At 63.5% G+C, this 24,688-nt stretch carries 18 protein-coding genes; 11 read left to right on the top strand and 7 right to left on the bottom strand.

The window, feature by feature from the left end:
• Positions 1–19: 19 nt before the first annotated feature.
• Entirely contained in the window at positions 20–658 is a 639-nt protein-coding gene (locus LNV06_RS16385) for a glutathione S-transferase (RefSeq protein ID WP_263539368.1), read from the bottom strand.
• Positions 659–756: 98 nt separating this feature from the next.
• Between LNV06_RS16385 and LNV06_RS16390 the strand changes: the two genes are divergently transcribed.
• Positions 757–1,425: a response regulator gene (locus LNV06_RS16390; RefSeq protein WP_263539369.1), complete on the top strand. Its 669-nt coding sequence runs from the start codon at positions 757–759 to the stop codon at positions 1,423–1,425.
• Positions 1,426–1,449: 24 nt separating this feature from the next.
• On the opposite strand, the gene LNV06_RS16395 is transcribed toward LNV06_RS16390, so the two are convergent.
• On the bottom strand, positions 1,450–2,079 hold the full coding sequence (locus LNV06_RS16395; protein WP_263539370.1) for a glutathione S-transferase family protein: 630 nt from the start codon (positions 2,077–2,079) through the stop codon (positions 1,450–1,452).
• Positions 2,080–2,294: 215 nt separating this feature from the next.
• On the opposite strand from LNV06_RS16395, the gene purB reads away from it, so the two are divergent.
• The 4 genes from purB (at position 2,295) to LNV06_RS16415 (ending at position 8,445) form a co-directional block, all read left to right on the top strand.
• Positions 2,295–3,671 carry an adenylosuccinate lyase gene (gene purB, locus LNV06_RS16400; protein WP_263539371.1) on the top strand — a complete coding sequence of 459 codons (1,377 nt, stop codon included), beginning with the start codon at positions 2,295–2,297 and terminating at the stop codon, positions 3,669–3,671.
• Between the two features lie 191 nt (positions 3,672–3,862).
• Positions 3,863–4,426, top strand: coding sequence for an FxDxF family PEP-CTERM protein (locus LNV06_RS16405; protein WP_263539372.1), 564 nt, complete (start codon positions 3,863–3,865; stop codon positions 4,424–4,426).
• 158 nt (positions 4,427–4,584) lie between these two features.
• Positions 4,585–7,476 carry a DUF3857 domain-containing protein gene (locus tag LNV06_RS16410; RefSeq protein WP_263539373.1) on the top strand — a complete coding sequence of 964 codons (2,892 nt, stop codon included), beginning with the start codon at positions 4,585–4,587 and terminating at the stop codon, positions 7,474–7,476.
• Positions 7,477–7,758: 282 nt separating this feature from the next.
• Positions 7,759–8,445: a flavin reductase family protein gene (locus LNV06_RS16415; RefSeq protein ID WP_263539374.1), complete on the top strand. Its 687-nt coding sequence runs from the start codon at positions 7,759–7,761 to the stop codon at positions 8,443–8,445.
• 306 nt (positions 8,446–8,751) lie between these two features.
• Here LNV06_RS16415 and LNV06_RS16420 read toward each other — a convergent pair whose 3' ends face one another.
• The 3 genes from LNV06_RS16420 to LNV06_RS16430 form a co-directional block, all read right to left on the bottom strand.
• Positions 8,752–10,131 carry an ATP-binding protein gene (locus LNV06_RS16420; RefSeq protein ID WP_263539375.1) on the bottom strand — a complete coding sequence of 460 codons (1,380 nt, stop codon included), beginning with the start codon at positions 10,129–10,131 and terminating at the stop codon, positions 8,752–8,754.
• Between the two features lie 12 nt (positions 10,132–10,143).
• Positions 10,144–10,854, bottom strand: coding sequence for a response regulator (locus LNV06_RS16425; RefSeq protein WP_263539376.1), 711 nt, complete (start codon positions 10,852–10,854; stop codon positions 10,144–10,146).
• A gap of 62 nt (positions 10,855–10,916) precedes the next feature.
• Positions 10,917–11,831, bottom strand: coding sequence for a GNAT family N-acetyltransferase (locus tag LNV06_RS16430; protein ID WP_263539377.1), 915 nt, complete (start codon positions 11,829–11,831; stop codon positions 10,917–10,919).
• A gap of 71 nt (positions 11,832–11,902) precedes the next feature.
• Here LNV06_RS16430 and pyrF point away from each other — a divergent pair, with 71 nt between their 5' ends.
• From pyrF to LNV06_RS16460, 6 genes are all read left to right on the top strand, one after another.
• A complete protein-coding gene (gene pyrF / locus LNV06_RS16435; protein ID WP_263539378.1) occupies positions 11,903–12,730 on the top strand; it encodes an orotidine-5'-phosphate decarboxylase in 828 nt (275 codons plus the stop codon).
• Between the two features lie 178 nt (positions 12,731–12,908).
• Positions 12,909–16,193 carry a PAS domain-containing hybrid sensor histidine kinase/response regulator gene (locus LNV06_RS16440; protein ID WP_263539379.1) on the top strand — a complete coding sequence of 1,095 codons (3,285 nt, stop codon included), beginning with the start codon at positions 12,909–12,911 and terminating at the stop codon, positions 16,191–16,193.
• Positions 16,194–16,237: 44 nt separating this feature from the next.
• Positions 16,238–16,963: an esterase gene (gene ypfH, locus LNV06_RS16445; RefSeq protein ID WP_263539380.1), complete on the top strand. Its 726-nt coding sequence runs from the start codon at positions 16,238–16,240 to the stop codon at positions 16,961–16,963.
• 198 nt (positions 16,964–17,161) lie between these two features.
• Positions 17,162–18,814 (top strand): ankyrin repeat domain-containing protein, encoded by a 1,653-nt coding sequence (locus tag LNV06_RS16450; RefSeq protein WP_263539381.1) that lies wholly within the window; start codon positions 17,162–17,164, stop codon positions 18,812–18,814.
• Positions 18,815–18,953: 139 nt separating this feature from the next.
• Positions 18,954–19,667, top strand: coding sequence for a PEP-CTERM sorting domain-containing protein (locus tag LNV06_RS16455; protein WP_263539382.1), 714 nt, complete (start codon positions 18,954–18,956; stop codon positions 19,665–19,667).
• Between the two features lie 40 nt (positions 19,668–19,707).
• Positions 19,708–20,421 (top strand): PEP-CTERM sorting domain-containing protein, encoded by a 714-nt coding sequence (locus LNV06_RS16460; RefSeq protein ID WP_263539383.1) that lies wholly within the window; start codon positions 19,708–19,710, stop codon positions 20,419–20,421.
• A gap of 41 nt (positions 20,422–20,462) precedes the next feature.
• Here the strand turns inward: LNV06_RS16460 and LNV06_RS16465 are convergent, their stop codons facing one another.
• Both LNV06_RS16465 and LNV06_RS16470 read right to left on the bottom strand, forming a co-directional pair.
• Positions 20,463–22,166 carry a M14 family metallopeptidase gene (locus LNV06_RS16465; protein WP_263539384.1) on the bottom strand — a complete coding sequence of 568 codons (1,704 nt, stop codon included), beginning with the start codon at positions 22,164–22,166 and terminating at the stop codon, positions 20,463–20,465.
• A 105-nt stretch (positions 22,167–22,271) separates the two neighbouring features.
• Complete coding sequence (locus LNV06_RS16470) at positions 22,272–24,668, bottom strand: putative Ig domain-containing protein (protein ID WP_263539385.1); 2,397 nt, start codon at positions 24,666–24,668, stop codon at positions 22,272–22,274.
• Between the last annotated feature and the right edge of the window lie 20 nt (positions 24,669–24,688).

Genomic DNA, 24,688 nt, shown 5'->3' on the forward strand with positions numbered 1-24,688 from the left:
TGATTGTGCAGCATGCGCGTCAGAGTTTCGGGCCGGGCTGCCAGACCTCTTGCTTGTGCATGATGGACTCGAACAAGGCGCTGCCTTCAAGCTCGGCCAGCCAGGCGCGCAAGGCGGCATAGGGCGCCGCTTCAAACCAGGCCAGGTCCACCCTGGCGAATTGGCGAATGAAGGGCATCAAGGCCATATCGGCCCAGGAGGGTGAGGCGCCGAGCAAAAAACGCTGTTGCTGCAAGGCCTGCTCCATCGGAGCCAGCATCAAGACCTCGGCCTCTTGTCGCCAATGTGCCTGACTGCGTTCGGTGTATCGCTCTGGATACTTGTAACGATCCAACAAAAGCTTGAAGGGGCCGTCGTTGCGGGCGATCCAGGCTTGAGCTTGGTTATCGAACTGCGGCTCCCGCCAGCCCTCGGGGTCCTGCTGTGCCAAGGCCCAGGCCATGATGTCCAGGCTTTGCTCCAAGACCTGACCGTTCGGCAAGACCAGGACAGGCACCGTGCCCTTGGGCGAGGCCAGCAGCATGGCCGCCGGCTTGGCGCGCAACTGAATCTCACGGATCTCAACCGCCAGCCCGGCGTAGCGCAGGGCCAGGCGCGCCCGCATGGCATAGGGGCAGCGACGGTAGGAGTAAAGAATGGGCTGTTTGGTAGCAGACATAGCGCTGCGATTGTGACGGCTCGGCCACCCCGGTTCGCGGGATTGCCGGTGCAAGGCACTGCGGACCAGAATCCGCCCGTTTCCTGTTTCCGATCTGCATGCCCTCCGTCTTCTTGCTGCGCCGCAGCGCTCAGTCCATCGCCAAGTCTTGTGCCGCCCTGTTGGGAACGGCGGGCTGGGCCTTGGCAGGCACAAGCGACCGAGCCACCGAGTGCTTGCCGGCCCTGCACCAAGCGCGACCCACCGTGTTGGCCTGCGATCTGCGCATGACCGACGGCCATGTGGACCGCTTGCTGCATCACCTGCGACAGCAGGGGCAAACACCCAAGGTGCTGCTCTTCACGCCGAGCGTCGATGACCCTTTGTTGTTTCCCACCCTGGCCCGGGGTGCCCATGGCTATTTGGTGGAAGCGGACAAGTCAGCCGCCGCTTTGCCGGCGGCGCTGGCCGCGGCCGAAGCCGGGCGGGCCCGCATGTCACCGCAGATCGCCCGCGAAACCCTGGCCGCCTTTGACCTGAGCCGCGGCAGCCTGAGCAGCTTGCACAAGCCCGCCTTGGCACATGATCTGAGCCCCGTTTCGGCGCAGGGCGAAATTCAAAGGGCCGAGCAGACGCTGCTGTCTTTGCTGGCGCATGGCATGCTGGCCGGCGAGATTGCCCATGCCTGGCAGCTCAGCATGGACGAGGTCGAGGAGCGCATTGCCGCGATTTATCGCAAGCTGCACCAAGTCAAGGCCGCATCGGCCATCGACCTTCAGCTGGCCTGAACGGGTTCGAAAAACAGGCCTGACTCAGGCCGCAGGCGGCGCGGTGTCAACAAAGCTCTGGCGAGCGCTGAGCTTCTCGAAGTGACGGGCTAGGTTCGGATTCGATTCGCGCCACTGAATGGCCGGGAAGCGGAAGTCCACATAGCCCAGCGCGCAGCCGACCGCGATATCGGCCAGCGAGAAGTGATTGCCCGAGCACCAGGCTTTCTCACCCAGGCCTTGGTTCATGGCCGCCAGGGCGCCCACCACCTTGTCCAACTGGCGCTGCACCCAAGCCTCGCAGCGCTGCTCAGGCGTGCGGCCGGCAAAACGGTTTTCCATCAGGGCGGCGACGGCGGCGTCCAACACGCCATCGGCCAGCGCCTCCCAGGTGCGCACCTCGGTACGCTCACGGCCGCGTTCGGGGATCAGCTTGCCCACCGGCGACAGCGTGTCCACATATTCAACGATCACGCGGGAGTCAAACACCGCGCCGGTGATCGAGTCCTGCCCTTCCATCACCAGGCAAGGGACCTTGCCGAGTGGATTCATTTTGAGAATGGCGTCGCTGTTCCAGACGTCCTCGAGAATCAACTGATAGTCGAGCTTTTTCTCGGCCATCACGATGCGCACCTTGCGAACGTAGGGGCTGGTGAGTGATCCGATTAATTTCATGGTTGCTGCTGTGAGTTCGCCTCTGTTGAAACCATTCTAGCCACGGCAATGTTGCAGCTCGTCCTGTACAAATGGCCCGATCTCGGGCATATAGCGGTGAGTTTTCGAGGCATCAAGCCCTGCCCTGGCGGGCAAGTTCGGCATGAAATGCCCGGCGGATAAAATGCCGGCTTGCTCCACCTCCCATACCAAGCGGCCTCTTGCCGCCTCATGCCATGAACACTGCCGCCCTCTCCTCGATCAGCGCCCTTTCGCCCTTGGACGGCCGCTACGCCTCCCGCGTTGCGCCTCTGCGGCCGCTGCTGTCCGAGTTCGGCCTGATGCACCGCCGGGTGCAGGTCGAGGTCGAATGGTTCATCGCCCTGTCGGATGCCGGCTTCGCCGAGTTCAAGCCCCTGAGCGAAGCCGCCCGTGGCCTGCTGCGCGGCTTGGTGACGCGCTTCTCGGAAGCCGATGCCCAGGCCATCAAAGACATCGAAAAAACCACCAACCACGACGTCAAGGCGGTTGAGTACTGGCTGAAGTCGCGCTTTGAAGCCCAGCCCGAGCTGAAGGCTGCCGGCGAGTTTGTGCACTTCGCTTGCACCAGCGAAGACATCAACAACACCAGCCACGGCCTGATGCTGCGCCACGCCCGCGCCGAGGTGCTGCTGCCCACCGTGGACCGCATCATCACCAAGCTGACGAGCATGGCCCACGCCATGGCCGCCACGCCCATGCTGAGCCGCACCCACGGCCAAACCGCCAGCCCCACCACGGTAGGCAAAGAAATCGCCAATGTGGTGGCGCGCCTGCGCAATGCCCGCGCCCGTATTGCCGACGTCAAGCTGCTGGCCAAGATGAATGGCGCCGTGGGCAATTACAACGCCCACCTGAGCGCCTGGCCCGAGTTCGACTGGGAAGCCTTCAGTCAGCGCGTGATCGAGCAGCAACTCGGCCTGACTTTCAACCCCTACACCATCCAGATCGAGCCGCACGATTACATGGCCGAGCTGTTCGACGCCATCACCCGCGCCAACACCATTCTGATCGACTGGTCCCGCGATGTGTGGGGTTATGTCTCGCTGGGTTATTTCAAGCAGCGCACCATCGCCGGCGAAATCGGTTCTTCGACCATGCCGCACAAGGTCAACCCGATCGACTTCGAGAACGCCGAAGGCAACTTCGGCCTGGCCAACGCCCTGCTGACCCACCTGAGCCAGAAGCTGCCGATCAGCCGTTGGCAGCGCGATTTGACCGACTCCACCGTGCTGCGCAATATGGGCGTGGCCATCGGTTACGCGGTGCTGGGCTACGAGTCGCTGCTGAAGGGCCTGGACAAGCTGGAAATCAACGAAGCCGCCCTGGCCGCCGACCTCGACGCCGCCTGGGAAGTCTTGGCCGAGCCCATCCAAACCGTGATGCGCCGCTTCGGTCTGCCCAACCCCTATGAGCGCCTGAAGGAGTTGACCCGTGGCAAGGCCATCACCGCCGAAGGCGTGCGCGCCTTCATCAGCGGCTTGGAAATCCCCGAGGCCGAAAAAGCCCATCTGCTGGCGATGACGCCGGGCAGCTACACCGGCAAGGCCGCCGAGCTGGCCCGCAAGATCTGAGTCTTCTGACTCCTGCTCGAGAAGGCGCCCACCGGGGCGCCTTTTTTTTCGCCTGCCCATCACAAACGGTCACAAAGCCGGCACGCATCAGACACAGACAGACGGCAGCATGCTGCCCAGAATGAAGTCAGAAGCATTACGCCAAGAGCTGCTGTTTTCTTGCCCCGCCTTCCTGTCTCTGGAGCCCTGCCATGCCTTCATCGCGCCCACTTCTTGCCGCCGGACTCTTGAGCTTGTCATCAGCCTTCAGCTGGGCAGGCCCGGTGGCGCCCACCCCCATTACGCTGAATTTCAACGGGGTGGATACTTGGTCGGGCAGCTTCACCGCGCTCAGCAGCGGCAGCAACAGCTTCGTCTTGGACCTGAGCCCCTTCGCCGGCATGCAGCTCGGTGGATTGACGGTCTTGCTGTCCTCGAACTTCTTGAGCAGTAGCGGCTATGACATCAGCAGCGCCAGCTTCGGTGGCCAGGCCTTCAAGCCCCTGCTTGATCAGACCTATCCGGGTCTTGGCGGCGCTGATCTGTGGCTGTTCAGCACCTCCTCATGGAGCCCCACACCGCAACTGATCCAGGTCACGGGGCAGTTGCTGGGCGGCACGGTCGGCTTCACCGGCTCGGTCAGCCTGATCGCCCAGCCCGTGCCCGAACCCGCCAGTTATGCCTTGCTGATGCTGGGCTTGGCCGGCATCGCCTGGGTGCGTCGCGGGCGCCAAGCCGACAAGCTCGCACGGCTGGTGCATCTGCCCAGGCCTTGATTCAAGCGCAAGTTCAATCCGCTGAGAGCATCGACTTCGCTTTCCTAAACACGATCCGTTTGACTCGCGCAAGTGACACCCGACTTGCCGTTAGCCCTCTCCTTCGGCGCACGGAGTTCAGCCCATAATTGGTTCAAACACTATCAGGGAGAACGGCTGTGGGCGTCAGCATTTTTTTTACATTGGTCAAGCAGTCTGCCAGTGCGGCGCTGTTGACAGGGGGCTTGCTGCTACACGGCATGAGCTGGGCGGCAACTGCTAGCTCACCCACTCTTGAAACTTCCACCAAGCCTGCTTTTGCAAGCAAAGCCTCCGCCGGAAAAAATGCGCAAGACAAGGTGGACTTCAGCATTGGCGCAGCCCCAAAATGGGTAAGCCCTCTCAAGCCACCGTCACCAGATGCTGTGCAAGGGCTGCCCGCTGCGCCGCTCCAAGTCATGTTGATCGACCGCCAAACGAGGGTCGAGCGCGGCAATGTTCAGCGCTATCAACATGTCTTGCGGCAAATCAATGACGCCGCAGGACTTCAAAAAGGCGCACAAATCGAACTCGAGTTCGACCCCAGCTTTCAGACTTTGGTTTTTCATCAACTGACGATTTGGCGTCAGGGCAAGCGCATTGAAAAATTGGACCGGAAGTTGGTGCGCTTGTTGCACAGAGAGCGGCAACTGGAACGTCAATTGATTGATGGGCGAGTCACGGCATCCATCGTGCTGGATGACCTTCGGGCTGGGGATCAACTGGAGTGGGCCGCAACTCTCGTCGGAGAGAATCCGGTCTTTGGCGGGCGGTTTGTGGATCAAGAGTGGACCAGCTCCAGCAGCGGGCCAGTTGGCCTTTTCCAATACCGAGTGCAACTCCCTGCGGATAGAGATATCAAGCATCGCTTTGCTGAAGCCGGGCTGGACATCAGTACAAGGCAACAGGCGGGCTGGCGAGAGTACGTCTTCAAACGCCGATTGACTCCCCAGTTTCACTACGACGCCTTGCTGCCCAGTCATGAGGCCTATAACGATCAAATTGAACTGAGTGAGTTCAGCAACTGGGCTGAAGTGGCCGACTGGGCAGACGCGCTTTTTTCCAAGGCCATGCAGCCATCCAAGGCCTTGGATGCTCTTGCTGCGGACATAGCCTCGCGTGCGAGCTCGCCCAATGAACGCTTGCGTCTGGCGCTGAACTTTGCCCAACAGGAATTGCGTTACTTTGGTACCGAAATAGGCATCAACTCACACCAACCCGCTGCCGTAGATACCGTATTGCAGCAGCGCTTTGGCGACTGCAAGGACAAAGCTGCGCTGCTTGTCAGTCTGCTGCAAAAACTAGGTCTGCAAGCAAGCCCTGCACTGGTCAGCACATCACATCGTGAGCACGTTAAGCAACGCTTACCGAGCCCACTGGCCTTTGACCATGTCATTGTTGCGGTAGATGTCGAAAATCAACGCCTGTGGCTGGATGCCACCCGTGGCATGCAAAGTGGCCCTCCGCAAGCGCGTCAGTCACGCGGACTGGGTTTTGCACTGCTCGCCAAAAAAAAGGACGACGCTGAGCTGAGTCCGTTGCCCGACAGCAAAGATCAGCTTATTGCTGAAAGCTCAGATTTATTCAGCTTTTTGAAGCTCTCGGAAGAAGGGCAATTGACTTCAACCCAGATCTTCCACGGTGACTGGGCAGAGATGCTGCGCGATGCGCGCGCCAATATGCCTGCAGAAGAGTTTCGCAAGATGTTGAGCCTCGAGACGCTGCGGTTTTACCCGGGGCTCATTGCCGAAGGTGAACCTGTGATTGAAGATCTTGCGGATCACAATGCGCTCAAAGTGGTGCTGAACTACCGCAGTGGTGAATTCTGGCAATTGACTGATAAACGCCTACTCACCGGCAACTTCGCTTTGCCGAACGTCATCGCGCAGCTCCGTCTTCCCGATCAAACACCGCGAACGCAAGCCATGCGCCTCGCGATGTTGGGTCGCTATACCCACACATTCAAGCTGCAACTGGGGGAACCGCTTTACCCGAACTCAAACGAGAGCAAGTTTGACGAAAGCAACGAACATTTTGATCTGCGTATTCGCTACGAAAACACGCCCAATCAGCAATCGATCGAGGGGCAATTGCGCATCTTGAAGGAGTCGATCGCCGCGGGGCAATGGTTGAAGTACCGAGAACAATTGAACAAGGTCGCGCCACGTTTGGCCAATCAATTCAATGTCCCTGCACTCTCTCCTGCCCAAATCACAGAGATGCGCAAGGAGTTGACTGATCTATCAGACCAGGTCCGCAAAGGAAAGATCAAAGTTGTGACCAATGAGCAGGCCTCAGCACGCAGTCGTTTGATCTTGATGGACAAGGTCTTGGCCGGCGGAAGACTGCCGCCCAAATTGCGCGCCGCAGCCCTCGTGGAGAAAGCTGTACAACTGGATCATTTGATGCGGCCTGCTGAGGCCGAAAAAGCCTTGCTCGAAGCACTTCCCCTGGATGAGAAGGCCGCCGAAACTCACGCCGCACTGGCCGTCAACGCCCTATTGCAGCGCCGCGATGCAGACGCTGTTGGCCATGCCGACCGAGCTTTGAAACTCACGCCAAACGAAATGTCGATTCGCTACACGCGAGTCTTCGCCAACTATTTCGCTGGCCAGATGGGCCAAGCTCGAGATGAGTTGCTGGACATCTTGAAGTCCCGCAGCGAAGTCGAGCGAAGCTACGGCAGCATCTGGCTGTACCTGAGCAGCCGTCAGCTCGGGCTGGACGGAGTAGAGGCCGTCCGAACGTTCACTCCGAGCACAGACAAGAACGCCGCATGGCCATACCCGGTGTTGCAATATCTCCAAGGGCAGTTGGACTGGTCATCTGCCCTGGCCGCTACCCGAGAAAAGGATACGTCAGACCGCGGTCGCGAATGCGAGCTGTACTTCTATGCCTCGCAAAAAGCCTTGCTGGACCAAGACATCAGCAAGGCTCGAACCTTCTTGCAAAAGAGCCTGGCCACCGGGGTTGCCGAATTCAACGAATACAGCATGGCCCAAAGAGAGCTCGATCGAATCGGCCCACGCTAAGCGCAGCTTACAGGGGCCATCGCAGCAGCAGACGCGCCCCACCCAAGCCAGGTGCAGCCTGCATCACGGCCATGCTCTTTGTCGCGATCTAAGCGCTTGGACGGGGTAGAGACCGCTTCACGCTGGGCTTCTGGCACGCCCTCGCCATCATCGTCGACGGCCAGGTAGAGCAAGACAGCCTCGACTCAGACACTCAGCTTGAAAGCGCAAGAATCGGGCTGACGAACGGGGCCAGGCTCGCAACACTGGGGCATATATCGCCAAACCCATGGAGCCCCGAACATGCACAAAACCATAGAGCCCGCCATCCACTACTGGGGCACGCCCGTCGTGCTGATCAGCAGCTTGAACCCGGACGGTTCGGCCAATCTGGCGCCCATGTCATCGGCCTGGTGGCTGGGCTGGAGTTGCATGCTGGGTTTGGACGCCAGTTCGCAAACCTTGCATAACCTGCAGCGCCAGCGGGAATGCGTACTCAATCTGGCCAGCGTGGCCGAGGCCGAAGCGGTGAATCGGCTGGCGCTGACCTCGGCTTCCACGCCATTGCCACCTCACAAGCAATGGCTGGGCTATCGCCATGTCGCCGACAAATTTGCTCATGCCGGGCTCAGCGCCCAGGCTTCGATTGAAGTGGCGCCGCCACGAGTTCGCGAATGTCTGGTGCAGTTGGAGGCCGTGGTGCAAGACATCCGCCCCTTCGGCGAGCAAGACCCGCGCCTGCCGATTCCCAGCGCCATGGTCGAGTTGCGCATCGTCAAAGCGCATGTGCATGAAACGATTCTGCAGACCCCCGACTCCGAGCGAATCGATCCGCAACGCTGGCAACCGCTGCTGATGAAGTTCCGTCAACTGTTCGGCGATGGTGCTCAAGCCTTGACGGACTCACGCTTGGCTCGGGGCCCGGAAGATATGTATGCGCCCTGGAAAGCTGCGAAAAGTGCGAAAGCGTCACCGCAGTCAGACCGCTGAATCATCAAGAGTGCCGCCGACACAGTGCCTGCAGTTTTCCACTGGCCAAGGCCATCGGGTGTGCGCTTCCGTTCGAGTCCTCCGGCCTGCGGCCTCCCCCCTTACCTCACTTCACCGCATACCCGACGCCCTTGGCGTTCACTCTTTCCGCAAGAGCAAAACTGTCAAGCTGTCGCAGAGGGTCGGCTGGGTGTTCTGCGAAGTGAAGTCAAGGGGGAGGCCCGAGCTCTGCTCGGGACGGAGGACATGAACGGAGCAGAGCACCCAGTCGGCCCGACCGCCCAAAAACTCCCCAAAGCCACTCCCTCAATTCAGCGGCCACATCAACAACAAACGCGCCCCGCCCAAGCCGGGGGCGGCCTGCATCAGAGCCACACCGCCATGGGCCTCAGCCACCCGACGCACGATGGCCAGGCCCAGGCCGAAGCCGCGGCTGCCACGTTCTTTGGCGCGGTCCAAACGCTTGAAGGGCGTGAACACCGCTTCGCGCTGGGCTTCCGGCACGCCTTCGCCATCATCATCGACGGCCAGGTAGAGCTGCCCAGCTTCGACCCAGGCACTCAGGGCAATCCGGCTGCGCGCATGGCGGGCAGCGTTGCGCAAGGCGTTCCGCAGGCCATAGGGCAGCAGCCGGCCATCAAAGCGAACCCAATCGGGCAGACCGGCCAGCTCGGTTTGCAGCGCTCGCCCTTCCAGCAAGGGCGCCAGGCTTTGAGCCTCGCTCAAGAGCAGCGCACGCAGATCCCCCGGTTCGCACTGGGCTTGCAAGGCGCCCATATCGAGCCGGGCCAGCATCAAGCTGGTGTCAATCAAGGCGTCCAACTCGTCGATATCGCGGTCGCAGGCTTGCACCGCCAACTCACGCCGGGCTGGGTCGTCTTCTTCAACCAGCGCATCGATGGCAAAACGCAAGCGCGCCAAAGGGGTGCGCAACTCATGCGAGACCGCACCGGTCAATTCACGCTGCGTGGCCAAGGCCGCGGCGAGGCGAGCGAGTGTGGCGCGAGCACCGGCCGCAATCGGCGCGAACAATCGGCTCTCGGGCTCGGGCACGGCACTGTCAAAACGGCCGGCCGTCATCTCGTCGGCCGCCTGCTGCAAGGCGCGCATATCGCGCCAAATCGGGCGCAGCAGCCAAGCGGCCAGGCCAAAGACCAGCAGCGCCAGACTCAGCGCGGCGGCCAGCTGCATCCACAGCTCGCGGGGCAGATGCAACTCATTGCCGGGATGATCGTCGGCATTCAATGGCCCCAAGCGCAAGACCTGCTGGACGGGCAAAACCTGACCCTGCCCCTGACCCTCGGCCAAAGGCGCCGGCGGCAAGGCCGCGTAAACCTTGCGATTGAAGCCATGCACCAGCAGCTCGCCCGCCTGCAGCTGGCGCCGCTCTGACTCTTTCAGTTCGTTGGCCGAAACAATCACCACCGGATAGGCGAACAACTCGTCCAGCACCTTGACGCGCTGCTGGCGCGCCGCGGCGTCCAGCGGTGCCAACTCTTTGACCAGCATATCGACAGTGCCGCGCATGAAGCGGCGCACATAGTCGTCGGTGACGCCGTCCACCGCCAGCATCAACAAGGCCTGCACCAGCAGCACCAGGGCCATCACCACCAGGCCTATGCCCAGCGCCACCCGGGTCATCGGGGAAGCCATGGCCTGACCCAAAGGGCGTTGCGACAAGGCCATACGCTGCCTCACTCAGTCCTTGGCGAAAAGATAACCCTGACCTCGCACGGTCTTGATGCGCGCGGCCGCCTGGGCGTCGTCGCCAATTTTCTTGCGCAGGCGCGAGACCCGGGCGTCGATGGCGCGGTCCAGGCCGTCAAACTCGATGCCGCGCAGGCCTTGCATGATGTCCTCCCGCGTCACCACGGTGCCGGCGCGCTCGGCCAAGAAGAGCAGCAGATCGTACTCGGCAGTGGTCAGCTCGATGGGCACACCCTCCAAGCGAGCTTCGCGCGCGCTCGGCTTGATCAGCAGCTCGCCAAAGCGCAACTCATCCGGCGAGTCCTCAGCAGCGCCGGCCGGCTCGCGGCGCAACAAGGCCTTCAGCCGCGCCATCAGCACACGCGGCGCCACCGGCTTGGTGATGTAGTCGTCGGCGCCGCCCTCCAGGCCCAGCACCTGGTCGATGTCGTCATCGCGCGCGGTCAGCATGACGATGCGGCCCTTGAAGTCGCGCCGTACATCGCGCAGCACGTCAAAGCCGTCTTTGCCGGGCAGATGGCCGTCCAGCAGCACCACGTCGAAGGCTTCGGCGCGCATGCGGGCCTCGCCCTCCAGGCCGTTGGCGCAATGGCTGACCTCATAGCCGGCGCGCGTCAGGGCCTCCAGAACCAATTCGGCCAGGCGCTCATCGTCTTCGATCAAGAGAATTCGGGCGGCGCTGGCCGTGCTTTCAATGCTCATGGCTTTGTCTTTGACAGTTCAGGCGTGCGGGGCCTAGGCCCCGGATCCGCGCGAGTGTAGTTTCAGCAGAGATCTTCCCATGCCACGGCGGCAATCTGCCAACGCCTGCCGGTCTTCACCAGCTGCACCGTTTTCTGCCCAAAGGCTTCGAAGGCCTGGCCGTCCAGCACGCCGGCTTTGCGATAGCGCAGCCAAGCTTGAGCGACACGCCCCTGGCGATCAAGGCGCTGCTCGGTGATGGATTCATCGAATTGCTGCAAACGCCCACCCATCAACAATTCGTAGCGCGGCTCGACAAACTGTTGCAGCGTCATTTGCTGCAGCCCGCCGTCATCGGCTCGACAGATCAGCGCTTGCGGCAGCAGCATGTAGGGCAAGGCGGCCAAGGCCGGCAGCCGGCCGTCTTGATTGTTGAAAACGCGAAAGAAACGCTGCAGCAAGTCTGAGATTTGCTGCTCTTCACTGCGTGGTTCTAGAGCTGGCCCTGTTGCATACACCTTGCTCAAGCCCTCGACGCCCTCGAACTGCCTCGTGTCCACATGCTGCATGCCGATGGCTTCCAGCACCCGACCCGAGGCCTCGTTGAAGGTGGCCGTGGTGGCCATCAGCCGGGGCTCACCCAAGACCTCGCGGCCATAGTCCCGACAGGCCTGCGCCGCTTCGCGCGCATAGCCCTGGCCCCAAAAACTGGGCAAAAAGGCGTAACCGATATCGGGCACCGGCAAATAGTCGCGCTGCAGCAGACCGCACATGCCGACGGCCACGCCGTCGCTGCTGCGCGCCACCAACCAAAGGCCCAAGCCGGCGCCCCAGTAAGGCTTCAAGAGCTTTTCCTGCATCCAAAAGCGCGCCGCCTCCAGCTCGCGAACGCCAGGGTCATTGATATTGAGCTTCCAGGAGTCTTCTTGCAGCTGCGCCAGCACATGGGCCTCATCGCCGGGCGCAAACCAGCGCAGGAGCAATCTTTCGGTCTTCAAGACAAGCATCAAAGGCTCCCGGCGGCAAAAACTTGGACAATACGACACCTTAAACGAGACCAAAGACCACCATGAATTTCATCCAGCAACTCCACGCCGCTGAACGCCTCAATGACTCGCTGCTGTGTGTGGGGCTGGACCCGGAACCGGCCAAGTTTCCGGGCGCCTGGAAGGGCGACGCCGGCCGCATCTATGAGTTCTGCGCCGCCATCGTCGATGCAACCAAAGACCTGGTCATCGCCTTCAAGCCGCAAATTGCCTACTTCGCCGCCCACCGTGCCGAAGCACAGCTGGAGCAGCTGATGGCCCACATCAAGCGCGTCGCTCCCCAGGTGCCGGTGATTCTGGACGCCAAGCGCGGCGACATCGGCTCCACCGCCGAGCAATACGCCAAAGAAGCCTTCGAGCGCTACCAGGCCGACGCGGTCACGCTCTCGCCCTTCATGGGTTTTGACACGATTGAGCCTTATCTGCGCTACTCAGACAAGGGCGCCATCCTGCTCTGCCGCACCTCCAACCCCGGCGGCAGCGACTGGCAGAACCAGCGCCTTGCCGATGTGCCCGGCACGCCCAAGCTCTACGAACACCTGGCCCGTTTGGCTCAGACCGACTGGAACAAGAACGGCCAGCTCGGCCTGGTGGTGGGCGCCACCTTCCCCGGCGAAATCGCCCGGGTACGTGAACTCGCGCCGACCCTGCCGCTGCTGATCCCCGGTGTGGGCGCCCAGGGCGGCGACGCCGAGTCCACCGTCAAGGCCGGCTGGAAAGTGGGCGCACCCATCATCGTCAGCAGCTCACGCGCGGTGCTCTACGCCAGCTCGGGCGAAGACTTTGCCGCCGCTGCCCGCCGGGTGGCACAGCAAACCCGCGAACAACTGAACCAGGCACGCAAGGTCTGATTTCATGAAAATGCAAGTCACCGGCTGCGCACAATTGCTCACAAAGCAGTCCCGGCGCAGATAAGCACCGCTTTTCCGGGCCTGCCCTCATGGTCAAGGCCAGTTTTGTCGGGGAGACTGCTGGCTTTCGCCGAGGACTGGCCTCGGCATGCGCTGAAGTAGCGGAGCGGTCGGCATTGTGAGCAAGGATTCCCTCGATGATTTGAGCAGTCTGGTCGGGCATGACCTGACCCCGGACGATCAAAAAAACTTGCTTGAGCGCAATGTGCGCTGGCACGCCATCCGCCTGGTCTTCGGCGCCGCCGCCTTCATCCTGATGGTGGCCAGCGTACTCTTGCTGCTAAGCCGACAGGAGAACGAACCCTTCTTGGGCCTGCTGCCTCCTGCGCTGGCGGCCGGCACCGCGCTGCTGAGCCTGCTCTGCTTGTGGAAGTTGCCACGTCGGCTCGGCCAAACCGCAATTGTTTCGTTGCTGAGCTTGTTGATGGGCCTGGCGGTCTTGATCGCGGTCTCGCGTGCCACCGGCTTGTATTCGATCAGCCTGCCGGTGATGGGCCTGCTGGTGGCCTTTGCCACCGCCATGCTGGGTCAGCGCACCGGCCTGGCCTTGACGGGCGCCGGTCTGCTCGCCTTGCTGGGCTTGGCGCTGGCCGAGCAATCGGGCTGGGGCAATGGCCCGGTCGCGCTGAATTCGCTGGCCTTGCGCGGCCTCAGCCAAGCGGTGCTCTTGATGGCCGGCCTGGTCATCGGCTCCGCCATGCTGCGCATGGTGCAGCGCTCCACCAAAGAAGCGGCCGAGCGCAACGCCCGCTTTCGCGGCCTGCTCAGCATGGCAGCCGATTGGTATTGGGAGATGAATCGCGACTACCGCTTTACCCATCTGGCCGAAGACAAGCCCGGCAAGTCGGGCCTGGACCTGCAGGCGCGGCTCGGCAAGACGCCCTGGGAGGTGGAGCAGATCGGTTTGTCCGACGAGGACATGGATGCGCACCGCGCGGACCTCGAATCGCACCGCCCCTTCCACGGCCTGGTGGCGCGCCGCCGCGGCGCCGATGGCCGCATCCTGTATGTCTCGGTCAGCGGCGAGCCCCGCTTTGACTCGCAGGGCAACTTCCGCGGTTACTGGGGCGTGGGTCGCGATGTGACCGAAGAGGTGCAGGCTGAGAAAGCCATCCACGCCACCGAAACCCGTTACCGCGAACTGTTCCGCCGCTCCCCCAGCCCGCTGGTGCTGCACCGCTGGGGCCGGGTGCTGGACGCCAACCCGGCGGCCATGGCCATGTTTGGCTACACCCAGCGCAGCAGCATGGTGGGCCAGGACTTGTTTGCCCATTACGAACCCGGCGACGACGAGCGCGCGCGCCAACGTGCCAGCAAAATTGAATCTATGCCTATCGGCGCCATGTTGCCGATGGCCGAATTCCGCCTGCGCACGCTTTCGCGACGCCGCCGCTTGGTGTCGGCCACCAGCGTGCGCGTCGATGCCGCCAGCGGTCCTGCCACACTGAGCTTCTTCATCGACCAAACCGAACAATCGCGCGCGCAAGATGCTTTGCGCCGCTCAGAAGGCCTGCTCTCGCATCTGGTGGCCACCAGCCCCGATGTGATCACCTTGACCGAACTCAGCTCCGGCCGCTACGCCATGGTCAACAAGACCTTCGAGCGCCTCAGCGGCTACAGCAGCGAAGAGGTGCTGGGCCGTTCGGCCGACGAGTTAGGCGTCTGGAAAGACCCGCGCGACCGCGAGCGTGTGGTCGAAGGTGTACGCCAGCATGGCCGCATCACCGAGATGCCGGTCACCTTTGTGACCAAGTCGGGCGAACCGATTTCAATGTTGATGTCGGCCGCGCCCTTTGCCATGGACGGCCAGCAATACCTGGTCATCAATGCCCGCGATGTGACCGAGGCCGAACGCACCCGCCTGGTCCATCAAGCCATTCTGGAAAACGCCTCGATTGGCATCACCCTGACGCGCGACCAGCATTTCGTGCAGGTCAACCGCTTGGTCGAAGAGATGTTTGGCTGGCCCCCTGGTGCTCTGGTAGGCCAGCATGGCTCGCTGGTCTGGCCCAGCAAGGAAGAGTATTTGGCCATCGGCGACGAGTTGGGTCCGCGCCTGGCCGCCGGCGAGCAGGTGGAAATCGAACGCCTGATGCGTCGCCGTGACGGCAGCAGCTTCTTGTGCCGATTGCTGGCCAAAGCCGTGGACCCGAATCACCCCAGCCGCGGTGGCACGATCTGGATTCTGGAAGACATCACCGAGCGCCGCCGTGTCGAAGCCGCCCTGGCTCAGGCCAAGGACGAAGCGCAAGCCGCCAGCCGCGCCAAGAGCGCCTTCTTGGCCAATACCAGCCACGAGATCCGCACGCCCTTGAACGGCTTGCTGGGCTTGGCGCGCATGCTGCAGCAACCGGATCTGAACGAACAAACCCGGCGCGAATACCTGGACCAAATGCTGGACAGCGCCGAAAGCCTGTCGGGACTGATCTCGGACATTCTGGACCTCTCCAAGATCGAAGCCGGCCGCCTGACGCTGGAAGCGGCACCGTTCGGTTTACGCGATATGTTGGCCACCATGCGCATGGCCTATCTGACGCTGGCGCATGCCCACAAGCTGGCCTTCAAGATCGAGGTCGACGCGGCTGTGCCGGCCTGGGTGGTGGGCGACCAGGTGCGGATCCGCCAGATCCTCAGCAACTATTTAAGCAATGCGCTGAAGTTCACTTCCAGCGGTTCGGTGGCGGTGCATGTGCGCAGCATGGGCGAGGAGCGCATTCGCATCGAGGTCTGCGATACCGGCCCCGGCATTGCGCCCGAGATGCACCAGCGCCTGTTCCAGGCTTTCACCCAAGCCGACGAGTCCACCACGCGCCGCTTTGGCGGCACCGGCTTGGGCCTGTCGATCTGCCGCGAACTGGCCACGTTGATGGGCGGCGAAGTTGGGGTGGAAAGTCAGTTGGGCCAGGGTTCGACCTTCTGGGCCGAGTTGCCGCTGCCGGCCGCGCCCACGCCCATCAGCAGCCAGCCGCGCGAGGCCCGCAACAACGAGGACCTGCAAGGCCTGCGGGTGCTGATGGTGGAAGACCACCCGGTCAATATGATGATTGCCGTGGCCCAGCTGCAGCAATGGGGCTTGGAGGTCTCACAAGCCAATGACGGCAGCCAGGCGGTGGAGGCGATCTTTGCCGCCGCCAGCATGGGCAAGCCTTTTGACGCGGTCTTGATGGATGTGCAGATGCCGGTGATGAGCGGCCATGAAGCCACCCGCGAGGTGCGCAAGCGCTTCGACGCTGAAGAGCTGCCCATCGTGGCGCTGACCGCAGCGGCGCTGGTGTCCGAGCGCGACGAGGCCTTGGCGGCGGGCATGAATGACTTCTTGACCAAGCCCATTGATGCGCCGAAGCTGCGCGCCACCTTGGTTCGTCTGATCGGCCACCGCGACAACGACCAAACCCGCAGCTGATAGCCGGCCCGGCGCTTGACAGCCGGGCAAGAGACAATCGGGGCATGAGTACGCCCCAACGCTCCCAAGCCCTCGCCCTCTTGCCTGACAAGGGCCTGCCCGATCTGCTCTTTTTGCTGCTGCACGGCGCTGGCGCCGATGCTTCGCAAATGCGCCCGCTGGCCCAAGCCTTGCGTGCCCAGTATCCGCAGGCGGCGGTGGTGTCCATCAACGGGCCAGAGACTTTTGAGCCGCCTTCGGCCGAGCTGCAAGCCGCCGTCGGCCAGCAGTGGTATTCGCTGCATGGGGCCAATGACGACAACCATGCGCAGCGCGTTGCCGCCGCCCTGCCCGGTTTTATCGCCACGGTGCGTGCTTGGGCGGAGCAGTTCGACATGGCCTGGGAGCGTGTGGCCTTGGCAGGCTTCTCGCAAGGCGCTGTCTTGGCCCTGGAAGCGGTGCAGGCCGAGGCGCAGCTGGCCGGACGGGTGCTGGCCTTCTCGGGCGCCTACGCCACGCCGCCGGCGCATGCGCCGCATGAGGTCAGCGTGCACATCCTGCATGGCCAGCGCGACCCGGTGCTGCCCTATCAAGATCAGGTCCATGCGGCACGCCGATTGGTGCAGTTAGGCGCCGACATCACCGCCGATGTGCTGCCCGATCTGGGCCATGAATTACACCCCGAATTGATCGAGCGGGCCATGCAGCAGCTGCGCACCTTTGTGCCAGCGCGGATGTGGCGGGAGGCCCAGCTGGCCGCCGCGGAGCAAGACCAGCAGCCTCGACATTGAACACGCCGCACTGCACACCAGTTATGGCACACTGAGCCTCACAGCGCCTGCCGGGGCGCTGCTGGATCCGCAGGCAGGGCTGAGCCCACCCGGACGGACGCGCGCTCAAGGCCGCGTTCGCGCACTCACTCCCAACTGTTTTGCCTTTGTGCGGCCTGATCGCGCGGATCGCAGGCTTTACACGCATGGAGGTTTCTCGTGAAAACAAGCCATCACGGAGTTGCGACGCAGCCCGCTCTGCCCGAGCTTCCGGACCCAGCCGACCTACAGCAACTCAAACGCCAGGCGCGTGAGCTGCTGCGAGGCTGGCGCAATGCCGATGCCTCAAGCCTGGCGCGCGCCGCCCCCTACCGACGCGACGCGGCGGACGCGCCGCCCAGCCTCAGCTTGGCCCAGCTGGTGATCGCGCGCGAACTGGGCTTTCCCAGCTGGCCCGCGCTGCACCGCGCCGTCATGGCACAACAGGAGGCCCGTCAGCTCGACCAGGCAGCCCTGGTCAAACGCATCTTGACGCTGGCGCTGGGCCGAGGCTGGGACAGCCCGCAAGCGGAGCGCGCCCTGGCATTGATGCAGCGCTTGCGCGGTCCATGCCCCGCAGAGTTACGTGCGGCCCTGGCCTTGGTGAGGGGTGAGTTGGGGTCGCTTGAAACCACACCCGCTGCGGGTCAGCGACTGCCTCCTTTCGATGCCCCAGCCTTGGCCTATGTATGCTTCTCCAGCCTGCATCGACTCGGAGAACCTTGGGCGAGTGGCTTGATGCACAGCGCCCAAGCCTTGCTCGCGCAGGGCAGTATTGATCTGCAGACCTTGCGCATGCCCGACCCCAACTTGGAGCCCGAGCCCGGCGCCTCAGAGCCGCCCAGCCTGCCGCTGCTCTATGGCGCCATTGCACGGGCACAAAGCCCAGCGCTTGCTGCCGCGCTGCTGACGGCTGGCGCCGAGCCCAACGACAAGGAATCGCTGTATCACGCCTGCGAAGACGCCGACCGAGGCCGGGCTGCGGTGCAAATCCGACAGCTGCTCGCCCACGGAGCGCGCTGGCAGGGCACGAACGCGCTCTTGCGCCTGCTCGACTTTGAGGATCCCTCCACTCTGGCCCTGGCGCTCAGCCTGGGTGCCGATGTCAATGAAGCAGGTCCCGCCGGCGCCACAGCGCTGCACCATGCGCTGCGCCGAGGTCGCTCCACCGCCTGCTTGAAGCTGCTGATCGCGCAGGGCGCCGATCTGTCGGCGCGCGACGCCGAGGGCCGCACACCGGCCACCTTGGCGGCGCTGCTCGGTGAGCTTGAAGCGCTCAAGCTGTTCGCGGCACAGGGTGCCCTGCCCGACTTGCCCTCCACGCGAGAACGCTTGCTGGCCGCCTGCGCGGCCGCCGATGCCGACACGGCGCGGTTCTTGCTGGCTGAGCAGCCCGAACTGCTGCAAGCGCTGTCTGCGCACGAGCTGCGCCTGCTGCCCGACCAAGCCCAACGCCGCGCGCGAGCTTCGGTGGCCTTGATGCTGTCGCTCGGCTGGCCGGTCGCGGTACCCGGCGACTGGCAAGCCAGCGCTCTCAACCAGGCCGCCTTCAATGGCGACGCTGCCATGGTGCAATTGCTGCTGGACCACGGCGCCAGCTGGCAAGAGGTCAACGGCTTTGGCGGCGATGTGATGGGCAGTTTGCAACATGCGGCCGTCCATCTGCCGCAAGCCGGCGGTGACTACCTGGGCACGCTGCAAGCCTTGTTGGCCGCCGGTGCGCCTTGGCCCAAGGAGGAAGAGCGGGAGGATTTGCCGGAGACCATGCAAGTCTGGCTCGAAGAGCAGGCGCTCAGCGATCCACCCACCGCAAGCCTGCTTAGGCCCAAATAGCAGAGTTGCCCCCTAGGCTTAGGGGATTGAGGCCTCCGAGGCTCAAAACAAGCGTTCGCGGCGATACGTTTGAGAGGGTGGCATGGCAGGATGACTCAGTTCTTTCTGCTGCCACCTCCCGTCAACTCCGAGGACGCCCATGTCACAGCTCAGCCTTCACTCCCAATTGCAGGCTCTGGCCCTGGCCGCTGCACTAGCCGCCGGCGCCCACGCCCAGGCCACGACACAGACCTACAGCAACGAAGCGCTCTTCCTGGCCGCGGTGCCTGGGCTGACGATGGAAAGCTTTGAAGCGTTGGACGGCACTTTGCTAGGCTCGGCCCCGGTGATCACGCCGCTGCTGAGCCTGTCCGTTAGCATCCCCGGCATTGCGGTGCAGACCGGTGCGAACATGCCGCAGTCCGGCTACGACGCCTCGGCCTCCGACGGCAGCCACTATGTACTGGTCTACGGCGGGGCCGTGGCGCCGGGCACGCTGACCATCACCTTTGCCCAGCCGGTCACCGCCTTCGGCTTCACCAGCTCTGACATCGGAGACTCCTCCCCTCCTGCGGGCGCCTTGCGCCTGCGCACCAACACGGGCACTTATGCCTCGGGCGTCGAAGTGCTGAGCCTGACAACCAGCCAGCCCAGCGGCGCCACACAGTTCATCGGGCTGGCTCAAGAGCAAGCCTTCACCCAGGTGCAACTGTCCTTCGGTGGCTTTGACGATGCCTACGGGGTTGATGAGGTTTACTTCGCCACCGCAGCGGTGCCTGAGCCAGCAAGCTGGGCCCTGATGGCCTTCGGTCTGCTCAGCCTGTGCTTGCGCGCACGCAAGCCGCTCCGCCAAACCGCCACGCAAACCGCCTGACCCCCAGCTTCTTCACCCACCGCTCTCAAGGAGAACTCATATGAAGCGCAACACGCTCACCACCCGACTGTTGGCAGCTGCCCTTGCCGCCAACGCTCTGCCAAGCCTGGCGGCCTCAGCCGCCACTCCTAACTTCGTGAATCCGACCACGGCCTACCTTTCCAGCGCCGACATTCCAGTCGGCTTCTATGGCGACGGCGCTCCGGTGCTGCTGGAGACTTTGGAGGACGGCGTGCTGGACCCGACTCTCACCACCACGCATGGCGCCCTGCTGAACAGCGGCTTTGCCGGTGCCCGGGACTCCGTCGACGCCGATGACGGCGTCATCGACGGCACCTGCGGCCCGCAAACCAGCGGCCGTTGCGCGAGCTGGTTCAACGGCAGCGGTTTCGAGGGCGTGACCTTCACCTTCGTTGGCAGTGAAGCGCTTCCTACCGCTTTCGGCCTGGTCTGGACCGATGGCTTCGGCATCATCACCTTCAGCGCGGTGGGCGCCAGTGGCCAAAGCCTGGGCAGCATCACCGCGAGCGGATTTGCGGATGGCAGTTCTAGCGCCACGACGGGTGAGGATCGCTTCTTCGGCGTGCAGTTCGAGGGCGGCATCCGCTCGATCACCATCAGCAACAGCTCGGGCGGCATCGAGGTGGACCATATCCAGTACGGGCAGATGGCCGCCGTACCCGAGCCGCAGCAATGGGCGCTGCTGCTGTGCGGGCTGGGCCTGCTGGCTTGGCGGCGGCGCCCGACGCGCTGAACCCTGACGCCGGCCGCCAGCCAACCGGCCGGCGGACGGCGTCAATCGAGCACGACTTCCGTGCGCACCGTGCCGGCCCGCTCGGCGCTGGCGGTCAACGCCAACCTTGTGCCCTTGGGTGCACGCACCACCCATTCGCCAATGGCCCGGTCGGCGGTCAGTTCGCGGGTGGGCAAGAAGGCTTGCTGCGAGCTCTTGGGCGCATGGCCTTCGAGTTGCGGACCTTCCATGCGCTCTTTGCCGCTGACCAGGCTCACGGTCGGATCCAGCGCAGGCAGATGGATCTCGAACATCACGCCGCGCACCACCTTGCGCTCTAGCGCCCGCTTGGTCACATAGGCCGGCAAGTAGCCGCTATTGGCCACTGCCATACGAATGCGCCAGGTGTCGGGGCCGAGCGCGCGCACCTCGGTGCGCAGCAACTCCAGCTTGGGCAGGCTCAGAGCGATTTGATTCATCCAGGCCGGGAAGCGCGCCGCCTCGCGTTCGCGCAGGGCGGGTGGCGGATTGCGCCAGTAGTTCATCTTGTCCCAACCGCCAATCTCGACGTCACCGAGTTGCGGGTGATGAAAGGGCTTCCAGTCCACATAGGCTTGGCCGCCGCATTGCTCATCGCTCCATTTCAAGAGCTTCAAATCATCTTCCACCGGGTGGTCGCGGTACCAGTCGATCCACTTATAGCCCTCAATGCCGGCTTCCTTGTTAGGCGACCAAATCTCTACCACCCAGAACAGCGCCCCCAGGTGCTCATAGACCCAATCCTGGGTGCCAGTGATGACTTCCTTGGGGTGGTATTTGAAGTCGTGCCAGATGCTGATGGCAGGGTAGCCGCTGTGCTTTTCGCCCAGGGCCGAGAAGCGCTTATAGCTCCACAAGTCCTCGGGGATCATGTCATCGTCGCTCTGCGAACCCATGGGACGCAGGATCACGCCGCTGTGGGTGTGATAGCTGATGGCCGCGCCGATATTCGGGTGCGTGGTGATGAAGTCCACCATGGCCCGCACCTCGGGCTCGCTGGTCGGATACGGCCCGGCGCCCACCTGCTTGTGCTCTTGCCGCCATTCGCTGGGGAAGTTGCGATTCAGGTCCAGGCCTTCGCGGTCTTTGTTGACGGTGACCGTCAAGCCGTCATGGTTCTTGATGAAGCCTTCCGGGTAGAGGCGGTAGTACTCGCCGCCAAACTCGCCGGGCTCGCGCGCCACCAAGAGGCGCGGCTCGGTCGGGTGTTTCTTGAAGGGGCCATGCGGGTCGGGCACACGCATGCTGAGCATGCGGCCATCGCCGTCCACGTCTTCGGGCGTGAGGCCATCGACCGGCTCTTCGTCAAAAGGGTAAGGCCGGGTCGAAGACCGGATGTGCCGCGGCCGGTCGGCCAGCGCCAGCTCGGCGCCATCGGGGTTCAGACGCGGCACCATATAGACCACCCGGGTGTCGAGCAGCTGCGTGACCTGGGGGTCACCGCCATAGCTGCTGAGCAGATGGTGCAAGTAGTACAAGCAAGTGGTCGAGGCGGTCAGCTCGGCGGCGTGGATATTGCCATCCAGCCAGAAGGCGGGCTTGTCCACATCGGCGCCGGTGGCGGTATTGGTCAAGACCAGCACCCAGATGTCGCGCCCCTCATGGCTGCGACCGATGGAGCGCACGGAGACCAGATTGGGGCAGGCCTCGGCATAGGCGAACAGCAGCTCGGTCAGCGGCTCGTAGCGATAGAACTCGTCGAAGCGGGGAGTAGGAAACGCAGCCATCGGTTCTTCTTTGCATCGGGTGAAAGCGATGCTGGCATTGTGCCCAAGAGCCTGGCCTTGTGCGGTGGGGACTCCCCTCCCCACCTTGCACTCAAAAATTACGCTTTACTTGGCCGCGATGGTGATGGGCATGGTGGCTGTGGCCGTTTGGCCAGCGTTGTCCAGCACCACGATCTTCAGCGCATAGCTGCCCGTCGCCGGCTTGGCCCAGTTGAGCGTGACCGTGGACCCGCTGGCCGAGAACATCATGCCCAAAGGGGCGCCCGAGATAGAAATCGACAAGGACGTGGCGCCCGGCGCGGACACAGTGATGCTGCCGGTCAGCGCCTTGCCAGCCACGCCGCTCAAGGCTGCCGCGCTGATCTGGGGGGCGCCGGCAGCGATCTTCAGGCTGATCACCGCCTGGCCGCTCAAGCCGGTCTTGCCGTCTTTGACCGTCACGGTCACGCTGTAATTGCCCAGCACCGGCTTAGCCCAGCTCAACACACCATTGGCGCTCACGCTCATGCCGCTGAGGGCGCCGCTCAGGCTGTAACTGAGCGGATTGACGGACTGGGTAAGCAGGCTGTAGCTCAAAGGCACGCCGGCCTTACCCGCCAGCGTGGCCGCGGCCACGCTGGGCGCTGCGGCCATGGGTGCTGCCGCAATGCTGAGGTTGTAAACGGCTTGCCCGCTCAGGCCAGTTTTCGTATCGGTGGCGATCACAGTCACGGCGTAGTTGCCCGCAACAGGCGTCGCCCAGCTCACCACGCCCGTGCTGGCGCCAATCACCATGCCGGCGGGGGCGGCGCTCAGGCTGAAGCTCAGCGCATTCGGGCCGCTGGCGGACGCGGTAAAGCTCAGCGCGCTGCCGACCTTGCCGCTGATGCTGGCCGGCGTCACCACCGGTGCTGTGGCCACAGGGCTAGCGCTGTTGCCGCCCAGCAAGCTCAGCAGGCTGGCGCTATTGGGCGTGCCCAAGCCGGTGGCGGTGTCGTAGCCGATCTTGGCGGCGCATGTGCTGCAGCTGCCATTGGCGCCGCGATTGATGTCGGCAAAGGCGGCGGCGTAATTGCCGGGCACGCTGGCGATGCCGCTGTACAGGGCCGTATGGGCTGCGCCCAGGACCGGCTTCGCGGCAAGCGCACGCACCGCATTGGCCACGGCCAGCAAGCCCGCCCATTGCGGCGTGGACAAGCTGGTGCCGCCCGCGCTGATCCAACTCAAGGCACCGCTGGTCGATTGAACCGCGACATATTGGCCGGTATTCGGGTCCGCATTGAAGGCCACATCGGCCACGCTGCGACGCAGCGGCGTGCCCATGCCGGGCACGGCCGCGCTCTGGTAGGCGGGCTTGGCGGTATAGGCACTGACGCCGCCGCCAGTGCCCGTCCAAGTGACTTCGCTGCGCAGACCGCTGCCGCTGTAGCTGAGGCTGGTGCCGCTGACGGCCACGACATTGGGCGACACCGCCGGCCAGGACACCGCCGCGCCAGAGTCGCCAGTTGCCGCCAGATAGCTCATGCCAGCGCCAGTAAAGGCCGCATCCACCGAGGCGGTGTACGTGCCTTCATTGGCGCCAAAACTCATGGACACCACGCCCGCGCCCATGGCATTGGCCAGCTTAACGCCGCCCAAAAGGCTGTTGAGCGTGGCATCGGGGGCTTCGATCAAGACGATGCGGGCCAGCGGCGCCGTGGCATGGGCCCATTGCACATCCAGCGCAATTTCTGTCGCCCAGCCGGAGTCATAGCCCGGCGCTTTCGACGTCATGCCGCCCGCTGCGTTGCTGTAGACCTGACTGAACTCACAAGCGCTCGTTGAGGCCTTGGCCAAGGGTAGCGGCGCATTGCTGGCAATCGCCTTGCTGGTACAGGCCGGCAGGCCGAAGCGTTGATTGAAGGCGGCCAACTCAGCGAGCACATAAGGGTTGTGCATGGCATTGACGATGTAGATCGTCTGACCAGCGCCGAGTTGGGCAGCTTGCGCCGGTGTCAACGCGGCGCCGGCTGCGGGCAAGGCCGGCAGACCATAAGCGGCACGAATCTGGGCTGGCGTGTAGGTGGAGACCACGCCAGTGCCAGCCATGGGGCTTAGCAGCGCATCGCTGGCCTTGGCGCTCAAGGCCTGGCGGCGCATCGAGGCCTCCAGGGTCTGCACCGTCAGGCCTCGTGTGGACAAGCCGCTGAGTTCAGCAGGGATGGCTTGTTGACGCGGCCCCAGCGGCGCCGAGGCATTGGGGTTGGCCATATCGCGTTCGCTGGGCTCATCCAAGAGCACAGGCGCCACGTGAAAGCTGGGCCGCGCTTCCAGTTGCGCGGCGGCGCTGGGCAATTCATCCGGCTGCAATTCCAAGGTGCTGCTGGCACTGGCCAAAGGCGCCATGCTGGGCTCGGCGCTGCTTTGCGGTTGACCGCCACCGCAGGCGCTCAGCAGCAGACACATGAGTCCGGCCGATGCGGCAAGTGGTGTTTGCAAGCGCGAACCCGCTTGGGGGGGCGTAGGGCGGGAAGACTGCTGCATGACCGAGGCGCTCCAAAAAA

Origin of the sequence: Paucibacter sp. Y2R2-4 (assembly GCF_025717535.1) — a bacterium.
GTDB lineage: Bacteria > Pseudomonadota > Gammaproteobacteria > Burkholderiales > Burkholderiaceae_C > Paucibacter_A.